Source organism: Legionella norrlandica (assembly GCF_000770585.1).
In the GTDB taxonomy this organism is placed as follows: Bacteria; Pseudomonadota; Gammaproteobacteria; order Legionellales; family Legionellaceae; genus Legionella; species Legionella norrlandica.
Genome location: NZ_JNCF01000002.1, coordinates 35094 through 53443, shown reverse-complemented (window position 1 = coordinate 53443; position 18350 = coordinate 35094). Strand labels below are relative to the sequence as shown.

Genomic DNA, 18350 nt, shown 5'->3' with positions numbered 1-18350 from the left:
AACTCCATTGGTAGATATTCTTTAGTAATTAACTAGTGTATAATGTTGAATCTATGAACAATTATCAGTTATTTTCTTAAAATAAATTTAAGTCTCGCTTATTTCCCCAATTAAAGGTTTTTTATGATTGAAAAAATTCGCAATATTGCCATCATTGCACACGTTGATCATGGCAAAACGACTCTTGTTGATAAACTCCTGCAACAAACAGGAACACTCAATGAAAGAGCACCCAAAGTTGAACGGGTAATGGATTCTAATGCTCTTGAAAAAGAACGTGGAATCACTATCCTAGCTAAAAATACTTGTGTCTATTGGAAAGGTTACCAAATTAATATTGTAGATACTCCTGGCCACGCTGATTTCGGTGGCGAAGTGGAACGCATACTCTCTATGGTTGATAGTGTTTTGTTATTAGTCGATGCCGTCGACGGCCCAATGCCACAAACCCGATTCGTTACTCAAAAAGCATTTGCGCGTGGTTTAAATCCTATCGTAGTGATTAATAAAATTGATAGACCAGGTGCAAGACCTGATTGGGTAATGGACCAAGTATTTGACTTGTTTGATAACCTGGGAGCTAATGATACTCAACTAGATTTTCCAGTAGTTTATACTTCCGCATTAAATGGCTATGCTAAAATCAAGCTGGAAGATAATACAAATGATATGAGTGCCTTGCTGCAAACAATTATAGATAAGGTAGCACCACCTAATGTCGATGCAAACGGCCCATTTCAAATGCAAATTAGCTCCCTAGATTATTCTTCTTATGTGGGCACCATAGGTATTGGCCGCATTACGCGGGGACAAATCAAAGCAAAATCCCCCATAAAAATTATTGATAAAGACGGTAATATGCGAAGTGGACGGCTATTACAGTTGCTGGGCTTTAAAGGGCTTGAACGTGTTGAAATCGAGGAGGCCAGTGCCGGTGACATCATTGCCATTACCGGAATTGAAAGTCTTAATATATCCGATACTATTTGTGACCCCAATCAAGTGGAAGCATTACCTGCACTTTTAGTTGATGAACCAACTATCAGCATGACTTTCCAAGTAAATGATTCTCCACTCGCTGGACAAGAAGGCAAATTTGTTACCTCCAGGAAAATCCGAGAGCGATTGAATACCGAGTTACTACACAATGTGGCACTCCGTGTGGAAGATTGTGATGACCCTGATAAATTTAGAGTTTCCGGACGCGGTGAGTTGCACTTGTCAATTCTAATTGAAAATATGCGCCGCGAGGGCTATGAATTGGCAATAAGCAAGCCAGAAGTGATCATTCGTGAAGCAAACGGCGAGCAACAAGAACCCTATGAGCATTTAACCGTTGATGTCGAAGAAATCCACCAGGGTACCATTATGGAAAAATTAGGTGAACGCAAAGGAGAAATGCAAAATATGGTGCCTGATGGTAAAGGCAGAGTGCGCTTAGACTATATTATCCCAACTCGAGGACTAATAGGTTTTCATAACGAATTTTTATCTTGCACCTCAGGAACAGGTTTGATGTATCATGTCTTCGATCATTATGGACCGTTGATTAAAGGACGCATTGGTAAACGTATCAACGGAGTAATGATCGCCAATTGCCCAGGAACAGCACGCGCTTTTGCTTTATTTAATTTACAAGAACGCGGGAGACTATTTCTAGAACCGCAATCTATCTGCTATGAAGGAATGATCGTAGGCATTCATGCCAGAGATAATGATTTGGTGGTTAACGTGACCAAAGAAAAGCAGTTAACAAATATCAGGCTTCAGGCTCTGATGAAAACATCATTTTGACGCCCCCAATAAAATTATCTCTTGAACAAGCACTAGAATTTATCGATGATGATGAATTGGTTGAAGTGACGCCGCAATCTATTAGATTACGCAAAAAATTTTTAAAAGAACATGATAGGAAAAGAGCTTCTCGAATTGCTACAAGTGAAGAATAGTAACTACTATGAAACAAAAATTTAAACGAGCTATCCTTTATGCTCGCTCTTACAGAGCCAACCACGAGGTAAGTGAAAGCTTACATCGTTTGGTTGATTTCTTGAATACTCAAGATATAGGGATCTATCAAGATCAAGATACTGCTACTGGATTTGAGTTGAAAATTCCCGTATTGCCCAGAGAAAATATGCGTGCCCAAAATGACCTGATCATTGTCATTGGCGGTGATGGAAGCATGCTTTCTGCATCACGGATGGCTATAAAAGTGAACACACCAGTCATCGGAATTAATCGGGGGCGTTTAGGATTTTTAACCGATATCTTACCCCAAGATATTGAATCTCATTTAGGCCCGTTTTAAATGGTCAATACAAAGAAGAAGAGCGTTTCTTATTACATACTCAAATTTATGATAAAGAAAATATTTATTTTGAAGGCGATGCACTTAATGATGTAGTACTTGGGCGAGGAAGTGAAACTCATTTGATTGAGTTTGATGTCTATATCAATCAGCAATTGGTAAGCCATTACCGATCAGATGGGATGATCTTATCCACACCAACAGGCTCCACGGCCTATGCTTTATCCGCTGGAGGCCCTATTATGCACCCACAACTCAATGCTATTGTATTAGTTCCTATGTTCTCGCACAGCTTAAGCTCCCGGCCATTGGTTATTGATGGAGAAGCCGAAATTGAGCTATTTATCAGTGAATTCAATGAAATAGATTTGCGCGTAAGCTGCGACGGACATGAATCAAAAATAGTTAAACCAGGTCAAAAAGTATCTGTCAAAAAAAATGGCAATCGTTTGCGTTTGCTCCATCCTCTTGATTATCATTATTATGATACTTTACGTAGTAAACTTGGCTGGGAATCAAAGCATCAGGGATAAACCATGCTCACGACATTGCGCATTGAACATTTTGCTATTGTTAAACAACTGGAATTAGATTTTAAACAAGGAATGACGACCTTTACAGGTGAAACAGGAGCTGGTAAATCAATCATGATTGATGCTTTAATGCTGGCTTTAGGTGACCGGGCAGATGCCTCAGTAATTCGTCCTGGTGGAGAAAAATGTGACATCACTGCAGGATTTCACTTTGATGAATCCTCTGAGCCAGCTCAATGGTTGGCGGAACATGACATCTCTTCTGATAATGGCGAAATCTATCTAAGACGCATTATATACGCTGAAGGTCGCTCTAAATCCTATATTAATGGGCAACCTTTTCCCTTACAAAAAATAAAAGAATTAAGCGAAAAACTAGTCCACATTCATGGGCAGCATCAACATCAAACCTGATGCAACATGCCACGCATAGACAACAACTGGATCGGTATGCCAATAACTATCTTTTGCTAAATGAAGTACATCAACTTTATAAACAACACCAACAAATACAACAGGAAATAGTTTCCTTACAAAATAAGGAACAACAAGCAGATAGGATAAAATTATTACAATTCCAAATTGATGAACTTCAAGCACTCAATATCCAAGAAGGTGAAATTGAAACTTTACATCAAGAGCATCAAATGCTACATCATGCCAGAGAGTATTTAGAATTAACTCAACATATCCATGAACTATTAAACAGTGATGAACAAGCCAATATTCGCTCTGGCTTAAACCAAGTTTTTCAATTTCTCCAACAGCTACCCCAAGAACAAACTCAAGTAAAAAACACTATTGAATTAATTAATTCGTCAATAATCCAATGTGAAGAAGCAATTAGTGAAATGCAACAACTTGCTGATAAAATTCAATTGGATCCAGAGCGACTACAATCCGTTGAAGCCCGAATGAGCTCTATTCATCAATTAGCTCGCAAATATCATATTGACAGTAAATATCTTCTGGAGCATGAAAAAACTTTACAAAGCGAGTTGGACAATTTACAAAATATAGAAAGCAAATTAGCTCATTTGCATTTGCAATTAGCTCAAATCGATAAAGCTTATGAAAAGGCCGCATTACAACTAAGAGAATCACGAAAAATTCATGCCATAAACCTAGCAAGAGAAATAACTGCTAGCATCCAACAATTAGGTATGCCTAAAGGTTGGATTGAAATAGAAATAACTCCTTTAGATAAAATGCACTCGCATGGACTAGATAAAGTAGAGTATAAAGTCTGTACTAATCCAGGTATGGAACCTGATTCACTGAGCAAAATTGCCTCAGGAGGTGAATTATCTCGAATCAGTCTTGCAATACAAATGATCACAGCACAAAAAGGATCAACACCCACCTTATTATTTGATGAGGTAGATGTCGGTATTGGCGGCTCAACAGCAGCGCTAGTTGGACAAATGTTACGAAAACTAGGCGAAAGACTGCAGGTTTTTTGTGTTACCCATCAACCACAAGTTGCTGCTTCAGCACATAATCATTTTGTTGTCACCAAAAAAAGTAATAACAACCAGACTTTTACTAATATTACTTTGCTCAAAACAACTGATAAAATTGCTGAAATTGCTCGAATGCTAGGTGGACTAACGATCACAGAACAAACCCTGTCTCATGCCAAAGAACTATTACTTCTTAGTCATGAACAGTTATCTTAATCTTCTATATTGTAAATTGATACAAACAAGACTCTAGAGCAAAATCATTTCTTTCACAAAGTAGACAGATTGATTATACCATCACCTCAAATTAAAATTTGAAAAAAATTAATAAAAAAAACAGGACAATTGATAAAATAATGCTACAATAGTTGCGTAACAATTTAGGAAATTAATATGTCAGAAAAAATTCGCGGTACTGTGAAATGGTTTAATGAGTCCAAAGGTTTCGGTTTTTTAGAAAGTGGCGGAAAAGATTATTTCGTACATTTTAGTGCTATCCAAGGCACTGGTTTTAAAACCCTCGCTGAAGGTGCTACTGTAATGTTCAAAGCTTGCAACGGCCAAAAAGGACCTCAAGCAGAAGAAGTTGAAGTAATCTAACTCATAAGATTAACCCTATTTCTTTTATTGATTATTAAAAGTAATAGGGTTTTTTTTATCAATCTTTTCATAAGATAAAGACTGAGTCTTGCTAACACAAATCCAAAACCTCAGGTATTATGCTTCTAAAATAAAATTTTCAAAGCTAGATTTTTGCAACCACTCTCAGTATCCTAAATAAAATAATTACGCTTCCAAATCTATTCATGTCATCAAAAAGATCTACTGTTTTAATGGTCCCTCCTGAGGGGTTTTGCTTCAACCATGAAACGGCAAGCAGCAACCTATTCCAATCATTAATTCCTGTTAAGGATATTAAAAACAAAGCTTTGGAAGAATTCGCTAATATGGTATTGCAACTAAAAAAAGAGGGTATACATGTATTAACTCTTTTTCAAAACAAACAATTACCAGATGCTGTATTTCCAAATAACTGGTTTTCAACCCATGTCAACTCCCAAAGAGGCAATTTTCTGATTATCTATCCCTTATTAGCTAAAAATAGACAAGCTGAAGTGAATATTAAAGGATTAATTGAAGTACTAAAAAAAGCACATTTTGAAATCAACGAAATAATCGACTTAAGAGATAGCAATGAAATCCTTGAAGGGACTGGAAGCCTAGTTTTAGATAGGGGACATCAACTTCTTTATGCTTCGTCATCACCTAGAACTTCTATAAATTTAGCAACCAAAGTAGCGGACAGCCTAGGATACACACCTATCTTATTTCATAGTGTAGATAGGCAGAATAACCCTATATATCATACCAATGTTATGTTGAGCCTAACTAAATATTGTGCAATTATTTGTCTGGAAGCAATTAAAGATTACCAGCAGAGAACAACCATTATAGAAAATCTAAGCAATACAGGCAAAACAATCATAGATATCAATTGGGATCAAATGCAACACATGTGTGGCAATGTTTTGGAGTTATATAATGACAAAAATGAGAGCCTTTTAATTCTATCAGAGCAAGCAAAAAGGTATTTTACTCATGAGCAACTTCGAATCCTTCAACAATTTTCAAAATTAGTATCAATAAATATCCCCACAATTGAAGCAATTGGAGGTGGAAGCGTCCGATGTATGATGGCGGAGATTCTTTATTAAAAATTTTTCGTTTTTCAATGACCCTCCTTAATTCATTCCTGGCTTAAATGTGTCCTTCTTTCTTGCATAGTTTCTACACTATTGATAACGGTTTGATAACATATTTCTTTCATTACAGGGATATCTTTCAATGGATATCCTTGATGAATGGCATAAGCGATTAAAAAACTGTCTTGCCATACTTTTTCATTTTTCTTATGTTTTGCTTTAACCCACAAGGCATTCCATAAAAAATGAAACTGCCACTTGTCTCGATTTAATTCCATTTCTTCTTCAAATACTGCGTCCATAGCATCAGCTAACCGGCAAACTTTCACCCCATCAACAAAACTACTATTATGATTGACAATTTTATCGACCATTGGATTTTCAATATACCAAGACTCTGTAAATTGTTTGGTTTTAAGCCAAGATTTTGAACGCTTTAGAGACTCGTCTATTTTCTGCTGGGTAAACGGTACAATTTGTACACTTAATTGCTCAATTAAATAATCCAAATCTAATTTATTCGGTCTAAAACGAACTCCTAAAAATTCCATCATTTCTAGAAAATGCAAACTTGGCATATCACCTTTTTCAACCATAATCGCTAAGAAATGCTCCACCATTATTTGCAAATAAGAAAAATCAACTGTCCTTAATGTCACACTTCCATCAAAAGCCTTGCTGTAATAATCTGCTACTTCAGTCAAAGGGATCTCTGGCGTGATCCAAGCGTCTTTTATTCCGAAATCATACTTTAGTAATAAACCACAAAGTCTGTTTCTTTTATTTTTTCGCCCGTGAATAAAAACACCTTGCGAACCAGTACCATCCACTTCTGTTGCTTTGATAGACATTTTTGCAGGGACTGGCTCTGAATCAAAAGTTACTCCTTTTTTTCTTTGTGTTTTAAGCCAGCGATCAAAAACTGCATGATAATGAGCAGGATACCAATATTTAATAATTTGCAATCTTGTGAGTGATGTGGATGTCAGCTTAATTGCTTTCATTAGTTGATCGATTGTCGATACTGCTATCTCTCGTATTTCGGCTTTTGGATGAAGCAACGTGAGTAGAGCAATGTCTTGTCCTTCATCAATGCTATATAAATCCAGGATTAAATCAGCAAAAAAATCAGGAGGCATAGCATAACTTTGGGCAAAAAAATTCTCAATTATATCAAATATACTCAAATCCGATAATTCATGTATTAAATCTCGGATTGAATCCAAGTGATTAAATGGCTCATCAGAACTAATCGCATCGTCCTCTTGGCTTGCCAACTCATAATAAGCATCTTTCAGCTTATCAGTTAATTCGACATGCACTTCATAAAATGCATTCAATACAGGCAACCAAAAACTTAAACTATGCTTGTGGGTACCAATCACTTCTGCCAAATGATTCATTAGTTGCGTTAATAATTTAGCAGCATTTTTGTTATTTGTTTCAGCTGATGCCTGCAATTGGGCAATACAGATATCCAGGGCAAAAATACATGCTGAGTAAATTGGTGGGCCATCATACTCCCATTCCTCACTTAAATTATTAATGAGCGTTATTAATTCAAAACTTATTTCTGGATGTTGGAAGAAAAAGGCATATAATTGAGGATCAGGTTCTGCATTTTGCTCAATTAATACAGCCATATCAGCTATCACCTGCTGCAATTCTTGAATATTATTAGTCATTCTGTTTTTGGTACCTGCCTTGGTTTTCCCTTTTCATCAATAGCAACAAAAACAAAGGTGCCTTCTGTAACCTGGTATTTTTCCATCTTTATTGATGAGTTAGTCCATACTTCAACATGAATAGTCATAGAGGTATTTCCCACCTTAACTAACTCCACATGACAACTCACAACATCACCTACGTGGACTGGTTTTAAAAAAGTCATTGAATTAATTGCAACTGTAGCAACACGCCCCTGTGATATTCGTTTGGCTAGCACACCAGCTGCCAAATCCATTTGAGATACTATCCATCCCCCAAAGATATCGCCATTGGCATTAGTATTTAAAGGCATAGCCAAAGTTTGGATAGTCAGTTCACCTTTGGGGGTTTGCATCTCTATTCTCCGCTACGTTTTAATTTAGCCAGCGCATCTGCCATTGCCGTATTGAATACGGTTTTTTTGACTAGTTCCGGTTTTTTGGTCTTATCTTGCTTTTTCTTAAATTCAGGTTTTTTCTTGGCTTCAGGCTGTTTTTGCTCAACTTGCTTTTTAGCTTGTGATTCTTTTGCAGTTTTCTGAGATACCTCTGACTCTAGTTCGCTACCCAATTTCATACTTAAACCGATTCTTTTACGCTCTTTATCCACTTCCACTACTTTGACTTTTACTATGTCACCAGCTTTTACAACCGAACGTGGATCAGTAATAAATCGATTTGTCATCGCTGAAATATGCACCAAGCCATCCTGATGCACTCCTATATCAACAAAAGCACCAAAATTAGTAACATTACTGACAACACCTTCAAGAATCATTCCTTCGTGTAAGTCCTTAATATCCTCTACTCCCTCTTTAAACTGGACTGTTTTAAATTCTGGCCTTGGATCTCGTCCTGGCTTTTCTAACTCGCGTAAAACATCTCTTATAGTGGGCAAGCCAAAACTTTCGTCAACATATTGCTCAGCATTAATACTTTGCAACAATGTTTTATTCCCTATAATTTCCTTTATATTAACTTTTTGATCTGAGATGATTTTTTCTACTAAAGGGTATGCTTCGGGGTGAACACAAGAGGCATCTAGAGCATTATCACCATTCATAATACGCAAAAATCCAGCTGCTTGCTGAAAAGCTTTTTCTCCCATTCGATTGATATTTTTTAATTGCTCTCTGTTTTTAAAAGCGCCGTGCTCGTTGCGAAATAAAACAATATTCTTAGCTAAAGTCTCATTGAGTCCTGAAATACGAGCTAACAAAGCCGCAGAAGCAGTATTAACATCCACCCCAACAGCATTCACACAATCTTCAACAACACCATCCAGAGAACGAGCCAGTTTCGCTTGATTAACATCATGTTGATACTGACCAACCCCAATGGATTTGGCTTCAATTTTTACTAATTCGGCCAAAGGATCCTGTAATCTTCGAGCAATCGATACAGCTCCTCTTAAAGAAACATCCAAATCCGGAAATTCATTGGCTGCGATTTCTGAAGCAGAATAAACAGAGGCGCCTGCTTCACTTACAATCATTTTTGTTAATTTTAAATCAGGGTACATTTTAATTAAATCACTAACCAAGCGCTCTGTTTCCCTAGAGCCTGTGCCATTACCTATACTGATTAAACTAACCTGGAATTTCGCGGCAAGTTTGGCCAAATCCGCAATAGATTGATGCCATTCGTTTTGGGGAGCAAAAGGAAAAATAACCATATAATCTAATAATTTTCCAGTAGCATCCACTACCACTACTTTCACACCAGTTCTAATACCAGGATCAAGTCCAATCGTGATTTGAGGTCCTGCCGGGGCTGCGAGCAGCAAGTCACGTAAATTCCTAGAAAATACTTTGATTGCTTCTTCATCAGCCATCTCACGCAGGCGCGTTAATAGCTCGAGCTCTAATTTAGTAAATAACTTTATTTTCCAAGTCATTCTAACCGTATCTAAAAGCCAATTATCTGCTTTTCTTTGTTGGTTGGTGATATTAAAATATGCAGCAACTCGGTTTTCTCCATAATTAACATCCTGTTCAGGCAAAACTAAACTTACTTGCAGAATGCTTTCGCGCCGCCCACGGAACAATGCTAAAGCACGATGCGATGGAATTTTCTTCACTGCCTCAGAATAATCAAAGTAGTCAGAAAATTTACTGACCTGTTCTTTTTTCTTGCTGTTTCCTATTGATTTAATTATACCATGTTGCCATAGGTACTCTCGTAATTCATTTATCAATTCAGCATCTTCAGCAAAATGCTCCATTAAAATATGCCGTGCACCTTCCAGTGCCGCTTTGGCATCCTCTATTCCTGCTTCTGTATTTATAAATTGAGCAGCTTGCTCTTCAGGATCCAAAGTAGGATCTTTCCATAAAGTATGAGCTAAAGGCTCCAATCCAGCCTCAATAGCAATCTGCGCTTTTGTGCGACGTTTCGGTCTATAGGGTAGATACAAATCTTCCAAACGCGTTTTCGTATCAGCTGCTAATATGCTTTGTTCCAGTTCTGGAGTTAGTTTTTCTTGTTCACCAATGGATTGTAGAATGACTCCGCGTCTTTCCTCTAACTCGCGTAAATAAAGTAATCTTTCAGCAAGATAACGTAATTGCACATCATTAAGTCCTCCAGTTGCCTCTTTACGATAACGAGCAATAAAAGGAATTGTCGCTCCCTCATCCAGCAACTGAATTGTAGATTCTACCTGTGACACTTTGACTTTGAGTTCTTGCGCAATAATTGCGGCTGATGCCAACATTACTTGTGCCATTCATATCCCCGTAAACATGATAAAAAAACATCTCATTAGACTTTTACATAACTTGTAGATTTTATTTTAGAGCAAGACACAAATGTTCTGAGGAACACGTTTACAAATAGTAAATAAGTACCTTAAGAGCATTTGCAGTATAGTTACTTTAAAACAAAAAGACGCTGGTTATACAAAAGGACTATTATATACTTATCACATATCATAATGCGATATAGAAATTGACCAAATATCCCAACAAACCCAAACACCCCCTAGACTGATTTGAAGTTTATTCTTTTTTAATAATCCAAACATGATCGGTAACTTGATTCAATCCATTCATAAATAAAGGATCATTATTATCATAGACTCGTACTTGTGACTTCAATAACTGTATTGCTGCACATTGCTGATATAAAGTAGCTACTTCTTCTGCAGAAACACTATAAGGAGGGCCTTGCATCTCCTCTTGTTGATATTCCAAAGTCTTTAATAAAATATTCCCCTCAGACTTAAGCCATTTTAAACAAATCTCTGCATAAAGCGATCTTAATTTTTTTGGTAAAGCAACTAAAGCAGCTCTATCATAAATTGCATCAACCGGCCTTACCAGCATAGGATTCAAAGTAAAAATATCGGCAACCCACAAACTCAATTTATCTGTAAAGAAATGTTTTACCTCGCCTATAGTTTCCTGTTGAAAAAGAATTTGATGTTCTTGAGCAAACTGAAGAACCGCAGACTCTATAAGTTCTATCCCGACCACATGATAGCCTTGATGATTCAACCAAAGCATATCCAGACTTTTTCCACATAATGGAACTAAAATTGTTCCCTTTTCAGGAACATTTAAATATGGAAAATAAGTAACTAAATCTTCGTTCACTTCTTCCTTATGAAAAAACGTACGGCCATCGCGCCACAGCTCAGCCCAAAAATGTTGGCCTTTATTCACTCTACAGTCACCGATTTCGCAAGATTTCGAGGCTGATCTACATCAGTTCCTTTGGCTACAGCGACATGGTAAGCTAACAATTGCAAAGGTATGGTATAAACAATTGGGGCAAGCCACACACCACAAGATGGTACTTTAACTAAACGAGCCCCATTAGCTTTCCAATTTTGAGAATCATCAACAAATACAAACAACTGGCCTCCTCTTGCGCTTACTTCATGTAAGTTGGATTTTAACTTATCCAAGAGCTCATCATTAGGTGCTACAGCAATCACAGGCATGTCCTTATCGACTAAAGCCAGTGGACCATGTTTTAATTCACCAGCAGGGTAAGCTTCTGCATGTATATAGGATATTTCTTTGAGTTTTAATGCGCCCTCCAGAGCCACAGGATATTGAACTCCTCGACCTAAAAATAAGGCATGCGCTTTATTCACAAATAAAGAAGCCAAAGATTCAATTTCGCCATTCATATGCAACACACGCTCACAACAGGCTGGTAATTCCTGCAACTGTTTGAGAACTGCCTCAGCTCGGACATCATCACAAAGCGCTGCTGCCAACATTAAAAATGCAGCCAACTGGGTGGTGAATGCTTTGGTCGAGGCGACACCAATTTCAATTCCTGCCCTGGTTAAAAAGACACAATTTGCCTCTCTCACCAAAGTACTGGTTGCCACATTACATATTGCCAAACTGGCTAAATAATTTAGCTGCTTTGCTTTATATAAAGCAGCAAGAGTGTCTGCTGTCTCACCTGACTGAGAAACAGTAATGAATAAAGTATTATCAGGAACAACAACCTCTCTATACCGATATTCGCTTGCAATTTCAACTTGGGTCGGCAACCCGGCTAGTGATTCAAGCCAATATTTGGCAACCATACCTGCATGATAACTAGTGCCACAGGCTACAATGTGAATTTGCTTCACTTTTGGAAACACATGTGATGCCTGCTCACCAAAACTAGCCCTAAGCACTTCAACACTATTAATTCGACCTTCTATTGTGTCAGTGATAACCTTGGATTGTTCAAATATCTCTTTAAGCATAAAATGCCTATAGGGGCCTTTGCTCACGATTTCGGAATCGCTATTTAAAGGATGGACTGGCCGTTGAACGGATGTTCGGCTTGAATTATACACTTTAATATCTTCTGTAGTAACGCAAGCACTGTCGCCTTCTTCCATATAAATCACTGACTGAGCAAAGGATCTTAATGCCAAGGCATCAGAAGCAATAAAATTCTCACCAATACCAAATCCCAAAACTAAAGGACTCCCTTTGCGAATAGCAACCAACTCATTAGGCCTTTGCTGATGGATGACTCCCAATGCGAAAGCCCCTTGCATTTCTGCTGCAGCTGTTTGCACAGCCAATAATAAATCCTCATGCTGTAAATAATAATAGTGAATTAAATGAGCAGCTACTTCGGTATCGGTTTCAGACGTAAACTGATACCCATTAGCAATGAGTTTTTGTCGTAAGTGCTCATGATTTTCAATTATACCATTATGTACTAAGGCTATTTCTCCATGAGATAAATGAGGATGAGCATTTTGCTCGGAAGGCTTACCATGAGTTGCCCAGCGAGTATGAGCTATACCTGTATTTCCAATAATAGCTGTTTCCTGCATGGCATCGGCTAAATTTTGTACTTTCCCCTGAATTCTTACACGTTTTAGACGACCTTGATTATCTATTACAGCAATGCCGGCAGAGTCATATCCTCTATATTCCAGTCGGCGCAAACCTTCCAATAGAATCTTACTAATATCCCTTTCTGAAACAGCTCCCATAATCCCACACATAACCCACTCCTCTCATCAACAACCGTTCCATAGAAAAAAGCTAACTTCATTCTTATTTCCTACTGGCAATAGAAAAAAAGTAAAGTGCATAGGAATATATGCTCGTTTCTTAAATATACGGTTATAAGGTGCTTTAAATTTTGTAAAAAATTTCCTCGTATGAATGAAGTATATCAATAAAAAGACGGAATTATGACATAAACATTTACAAATCACTAAGGCAAATTATCCTTAATGATATAAAACAGATAAATTATCATGAAATCGCCTTGAATAAAGTCTAATCTGCATGTGATAAACACATTCTGCAGCTAGCTGCAGAATGTGAGCTGTGTTTCGGTATCAGCATATTGAATATACTGCTGTCTATCCCACGGATTCCGGCATCTTACAAGTCACTTCGTAACCATGTTCTTCCATTGCTAAACACACCTGATAGGCCAGATAATTATGTGCTCGCGTACTTGGATGAATTTCATCCCAGAATAAATAGTCCTCTGGTTCACTACACATATGATAATTCGTTTCCCCTGGGGCAAATTGTTGATCTCGATATTGAAGGACTTGCGCATATTGCAAAATGTAGTTGCGAGCAAATGGGGAGTGAATAAATGCATTAAACATAGGGAATTTCACATCAATGCAAGCATCTTTTACATTATAAAATCCATATGTTTCAGGGTCGCTTAATGCCAATTTCAAATATTCTTCTGTATTTATGAATAAGAAATCAGCATCTGGATATTGCTCTTTCCATGTTTCTATCCGTTTTGCGAGACGCTCATTATGGCGGTCCACTGCAGCATTTAATATCTCACGATCTGTTGTCCGTACAAATTTGGGAGTGTCTCCAATATGAGGTATGCCCATAATAACAAAACGTCTTGCTCCGGCATTAGCTAGTTTTAGGACAGCAGAACTTAGTCCATCCAAAACATTGTCAACATAGGTGCTCATTACTTCAGTATTGTAATTATCTTCAAAAAGCAAGACATTGATGTAATCATTACTCCCTGAATAAACAAAATAAAGTGTTTCATTGCTTAATCGCTCATTCTCTAACAAATAAGCTTGAACCGTTAAACCTAAGCTAGGTGGGATTAATTTACCGACAATCAAAGTCTTAATTGTTCCCAGTGGATGACGTATCAAATTCCAAACAGTTAATTGATAATCATAAGTAGCAGCCCAACTACCTCCAAAAGCTTTATTTAAATAAACTTCTTCATCACTTTTTTGTATGGACAGCATTTCAGCCAAATATTCAACCCAGACTCTACCATTGGAAAAACGATTTTTCCAATAGGGCTTGCCTGGTAAAATTGGTACTAGTTTAACCTTGCTGACCAAGTTGGCGATGTAAGGAGCCAAATCATGATCAAAAAAATCCGTAACTGCTGCAATCCCTGCATCGAGTACCATTTGCGGAACATAATAATCGTTAGCAAATTCTATCATTTTGTTCACTACAAAAATCTTGAAAGGAGCAACCAAAAAGGCAGGATCCTCTTCTTGACGCAAACTTTTAAGTAAGTGAGTAGTATTACCGTTATCAGATAAACTATCCCCAAATACGACGATGGATTTTACCGGGGTAGCTGAAAAACTAACGAGAGGCAAAGAAAGGAATACAACAAAAAGCCAGCGACAAATCCTATTGTTTTGGATCATAAAAATCTCCTTATATAAAGCCCGCAGAACAAAATGGCAGCTTAGCCTCTAGAGTATGATCAGAATTTATTTATTGTCAACGGTTCTTTAATGAGGAGGTAGAATGCCTCTAATTCATTCCTATTGATTAAATTGTGAGTAAATGATAATTTCTTCAGATCAATTTTTGTTTATTTTAGGTAGCAACGTGAAAGAAATTATTATTGCATCATTCTATAAATTTGTTCCACTCAATGATTTTGAATCTATGAGAGAACCTATACTTGCGAAAATGAACGAAATAGGTATAAAAGGTACTATTCTTTTAGCTCAAGAAGGCGTTAATGGTGGATTTGCAGGGAAAGAAGATCAAATGAATACTTTTTATCATTACCTGCGCTCTGATTCACGATTCTCTGACCTGAATTTTAAAGAAACCTATGATAACAAAAATCCTTTTGAGAAAGCCAAAGTGAAACTTCGTAAAGAAATAGTTACTATGGGGGTTCCGGAAGTTGACGTTAACAAAAATGAAGGCACTTATTTAGATGCTGAGGAATGGCATCAGTTTATTCAAGATCCTAACGTTATTCTATTAGATACTCGTAACGATTATGAATATCAACTTGGCACTTTCAAAAATGCAATTAATCCGAACATAGAAAATTTCAGAGAATTCCCTGACTACGTTCAACGCCATTTAAGTGATAAAAAAGACAAAAAAATTGCTATGTTCTGCACTGGCGGGATTCGTTGTGAAAAAACTACTGCCTTTATGAAACAACTAGGTTTTCAACATGTTTATCAGCTTCATGACGGTATCCTCAATTATATTGAGTCTATTCCTGAAAGCGAATCGCTATGGGAAGGGAAATGTTTTGTTTTTGATGACCGTGTTGCAGTTGATCAAAAATTAGAACGTGTTTACCCACAATTACCTCAGGATTATAAACACGACAGAGAGCTACCTTAATATTAGATCAAATATGACCACCAAGAAACATCCAGATTCCACAATAGCATTAAATAAAAAAGCTGGCTTTAATTATTTTATTGAAGATCAATACGAAGCAGGTTTGGTTTTGGAAGGCTGGGAAGTGAAAAGCCTGCGAGCAGGAAAGATTAACTTATCGGACTCTCATGTGATCATCAAGCATGGGGAAGCTTTTCTGTTAGGAGCACAAATTCAACCTCTCCCCACTGCGTCCACTCATTTTATCCCTGATCCCATAAGGACACGTAAGTTGTTAATGAATAAAAAAGAATTAAACCATCTCATAGGTAGTGTGGAAAGGCAAGGATACACAATAGTCCCCCTTTCTTTGTATTGGAAAAAAAATAAAATCAAAATAAAAATCGCTCTTGCCAAAGGAAAAAAAGAACATGATAAGAGAGATACTATCAAAGACAGAGAGTGGCAAAGAGATCGATCGAGAATAATGAAAAAAAATACTTAAGGAGAGAGGCCTTATGAGGATAGGTGAAGTTGTTCCTAATTTTGAATTCACTGCTACTAACAATCTGCATGGACATCTTAGTGATTATAAAGGACAAATAGTTGTACTTTATTTTTACCCTAAAGATGCAACTCCGGGTTGCACTACGGAGGGTCAAGATTTTAGAGATGCTTATTCGCAATTTAAAGACTTACATGCCACTATTTTTGGGATTTCCCGAGACAGTTTGAAATCTCATGAGCAGTTCAAAACCAAGCAAAATTTTCCCTTTGAACTGATTAGTGATACCGATGAAAAACTATGCCAAATGTTTGATGTCATCAAGATGAAATCCATGTACGGCAAACAAGTTCGAGGAATAGAACGCAGTACTTTTATTATAGATAAAGCAGGTACTTTGAAGCACGAATGGCGGAAAGTGAATGTGAAAGGGCACGTAGAGGAAGTTCTCAACACAGTGAAATCTCTAGCATAATATCGTCTAGTCGTAGATTAATCCTAACCTACGGCTAACTATAAAATTTTTATCCAGTAAAAGATCTTCTGATCTAAAATAGTACTTTTTATAGAATATTTAATTAATTTTTGTTATTATGCCTATGGGCAAAGCCCCTCAAAATCATCCTTTTTCGAGTTCTCTATGTTTATTCGGAATCTACAACTCTTTATTGTTGTTGCCTCCTGCATACTTGTTTTAATCGGCACAGACATACTCTTGCCCAGTTTACCACATATTGCCTATTCACTCTCGGCATCATCCAATGAAGTAAAAATGCTCATTTCTATCTTCATGATAGGACAATTCGTGACTGTTCTTATTTGGGGAATAATTGCAGATCAATTAGGCAGAGGGAAAACTTTATTTCTAGGAATGCTCATTTTTTTTATTGGCTCAATCCTAAGTTTAGAAGCCAATTCAATTAATTTTCTACTGGCCTGCCGCTTTCTACAAGGCACAGGAGCAGTAGTGGTTCCAGTAGCGGGCTGGGCTTTGATCCAAGATCTTTTCCCCAAAGACGAAGGGGCCCGTATCATGACTTGGATTGGAACACTAACTGCTGTAATTCCTCTTTTTGCCCCAGCCCTGGGAGGTAAACTGGATGTATTATACGGCTGGCGCTCAAATCTTTATTGTATTGCATTTTATTCTTTTATTTTATGCCTAATGATGATGTGTTTACCCAAACATCCTACCATGCCAAAAAGACTAAATCTCAGCCTTAGAGAAAAACTGCACATCTATAATCGAATTGTAAAAAATAAAACATTTATATCCTATATTGCTCTGTTTGGATTACTCAATTGTGGGGAATGGTGCTTCCTTACCGTGGCGCCATTTTATTATTCTAATGCTAATATCGCACCCGACAAAATGGGAATTTTACTCATGGTTACCTCCATGGGATTTGTATGCGGTTCCTTACTGGCGTCCAGATTATTCAAGCAATTTGGAATCGATAAAATTATTGCGTTAGGAATCCAATTAGCTTTAATAAGTAGCCTAATGCTCTTAGTTGGGGAATACTTCCATTGGAGTCAACATCAATTTTATAATGCTGTAGACATTGGCATTTACATACTCAGCTCAGCTCTGCTGTGGGGCGCAACCACTTCAAGAGCACTACAATGCTTTGATGATTATAGAGGCGCTGCATCTGCAGTGCGAAGTTTGATATTGCTATGCTTTGCCGCATTTGGAACTTATTCCGGTCGATTAGTCAGCCATAATAGTCTCTATCCAGTTGGACTATTTTTATTTTTTATGGCATTGATTACATTAATTATTTTCAATAATAAAGAGTTAAAAACAGAACGACTCTCTGGAGAAGCCGCGATTTAAAAATAGGAAAATTGTTTATTAATTCGCTAAAATAGAGAACAATTGCTATTCCTTAACGCAGGTGCAACCAATTGCAGAAAATGAAAGCCATGTTCGTTTTTAACAGAATTAATTAGCAATCTCTAAGAAATTCTTGACGGAATTACGATACCTCAGCACAATGAATATAAAACTTAAGGCTCAGGAATTTAACTGTCATTACTGGATAGAA

General features: G+C 37.2%; 12 protein-coding genes and 3 pseudogenes. 9 read left to right on the top strand and 6 right to left on the bottom strand.

Annotated elements, in window-relative coordinates; genetic code table 11:
• The first annotated feature begins 123 nt into the window (after nucleotides 1-123).
• From typA to OK13_RS00810, 5 genes and pseudogenes are all read left to right on the top strand, one after another.
• Nucleotides 124-1949 (top strand): annotated as a pseudogene (gene typA / locus OK13_RS00830) (translational GTPase TypA).
• Between the two features lie 8 nt (nucleotides 1950-1957).
• Nucleotides 1958-2844: pseudogene (locus OK13_RS15970) on the top strand (NAD(+) kinase).
• A gap of 3 nt (nucleotides 2845-2847) precedes the next feature.
• A pseudogene (gene recN / locus OK13_RS00820) lies at nucleotides 2848-4523 on the top strand (DNA repair protein RecN).
• A gap of 177 nt (nucleotides 4524-4700) precedes the next feature.
• The gene (locus OK13_RS00815) at nucleotides 4701-4907 is read left to right on the top strand and encodes a cold-shock protein (protein ID WP_035886557.1); all 207 of its coding nucleotides are present in this window, start codon (nucleotides 4701-4703) and stop codon (nucleotides 4905-4907) included.
• Between the two features lie 206 nt (nucleotides 4908-5113).
• A complete protein-coding gene (locus OK13_RS00810; protein ID WP_152571514.1) occupies nucleotides 5114-6022 on the top strand; it encodes an arginine deiminase-related protein in 909 nt (302 codons plus the stop codon).
• A 32-nt stretch (nucleotides 6023-6054) separates the two neighbouring features.
• Here OK13_RS00810 and OK13_RS00805 read toward each other — a convergent pair whose 3' ends face one another.
• From OK13_RS00805 to plaC, 6 genes are all read right to left on the bottom strand, one after another.
• The gene (locus OK13_RS00805) at nucleotides 6055-7695 is read right to left on the bottom strand and encodes a hypothetical protein (RefSeq protein WP_035886545.1); all 1641 of its coding nucleotides are present in this window, start codon (nucleotides 7693-7695) and stop codon (nucleotides 6055-6057) included.
• Nucleotides 7692-8072, bottom strand: a complete 381-nt coding sequence (locus OK13_RS00800; RefSeq protein WP_035886539.1) for an acyl-CoA thioesterase — start codon at nucleotides 8070-8072, stop codon at nucleotides 7692-7694. Before OK13_RS00800 ends, OK13_RS00805 begins: the two co-directional genes overlap by 4 nt.
• Nucleotides 8073-8074: 2 nt before the next feature.
• A complete protein-coding gene (locus OK13_RS00795; RefSeq protein ID WP_035886537.1) occupies nucleotides 8075-10444 on the bottom strand; it encodes a Tex family protein in 2370 nt (789 codons plus the stop codon).
• A 271-nt stretch (nucleotides 10445-10715) separates the two neighbouring features.
• Nucleotides 10716-11381, bottom strand: a complete 666-nt coding sequence (locus tag OK13_RS00790) for a thiopurine S-methyltransferase (RefSeq protein ID WP_035886532.1) — start codon at nucleotides 11379-11381, stop codon at nucleotides 10716-10718.
• Nucleotides 11378-13192, bottom strand: a complete 1815-nt coding sequence (gene glmS, locus OK13_RS00785; RefSeq protein WP_035886526.1) for a glutamine--fructose-6-phosphate transaminase (isomerizing) — start codon at nucleotides 13190-13192, stop codon at nucleotides 11378-11380. Before glmS ends, OK13_RS00790 begins: the two co-directional genes overlap by 4 nt.
• 366 nt (nucleotides 13193-13558) lie before the next feature.
• Entirely contained in the window at nucleotides 13559-14863 is a 1305-nt protein-coding gene (gene plaC / locus OK13_RS00780; RefSeq protein ID WP_035886520.1) for a lysophospholipase/glycerophospholipid:cholesterol acyltransferase PlaC, read from the bottom strand.
• Nucleotides 14864-15050: 187 nt separating this feature from the next.
• Here plaC and trhO point away from each other — a divergent pair, with 187 nt between their 5' ends.
• From trhO to OK13_RS00760, 4 genes are all read left to right on the top strand, one after another.
• Nucleotides 15051-15815 (top strand): oxygen-dependent tRNA uridine(34) hydroxylase TrhO, encoded by a 765-nt coding sequence (trhO, locus tag OK13_RS00775; RefSeq protein ID WP_035886800.1) that lies wholly within the window; start codon nucleotides 15051-15053, stop codon nucleotides 15813-15815.
• 13 nt (nucleotides 15816-15828) lie between these two features.
• Nucleotides 15829-16299, top strand: a complete 471-nt coding sequence (gene smpB / locus OK13_RS00770; protein ID WP_035886512.1) for an SsrA-binding protein SmpB — start codon at nucleotides 15829-15831, stop codon at nucleotides 16297-16299.
• 13 nt (nucleotides 16300-16312) lie between these two features.
• Nucleotides 16313-16774: a peroxiredoxin gene (locus tag OK13_RS00765; RefSeq protein WP_035886507.1), complete on the top strand. Its 462-nt coding sequence runs from the start codon at nucleotides 16313-16315 to the stop codon at nucleotides 16772-16774.
• A 78-nt stretch (nucleotides 16775-16852) separates the two neighbouring features.
• Complete coding sequence (locus OK13_RS00760) at nucleotides 16853-18139, top strand: MFS transporter (RefSeq protein WP_338151663.1); 1287 nt, start codon at nucleotides 16853-16855, stop codon at nucleotides 18137-18139.
• Nucleotides 18140-18350 lie beyond the last annotated feature (211 nt).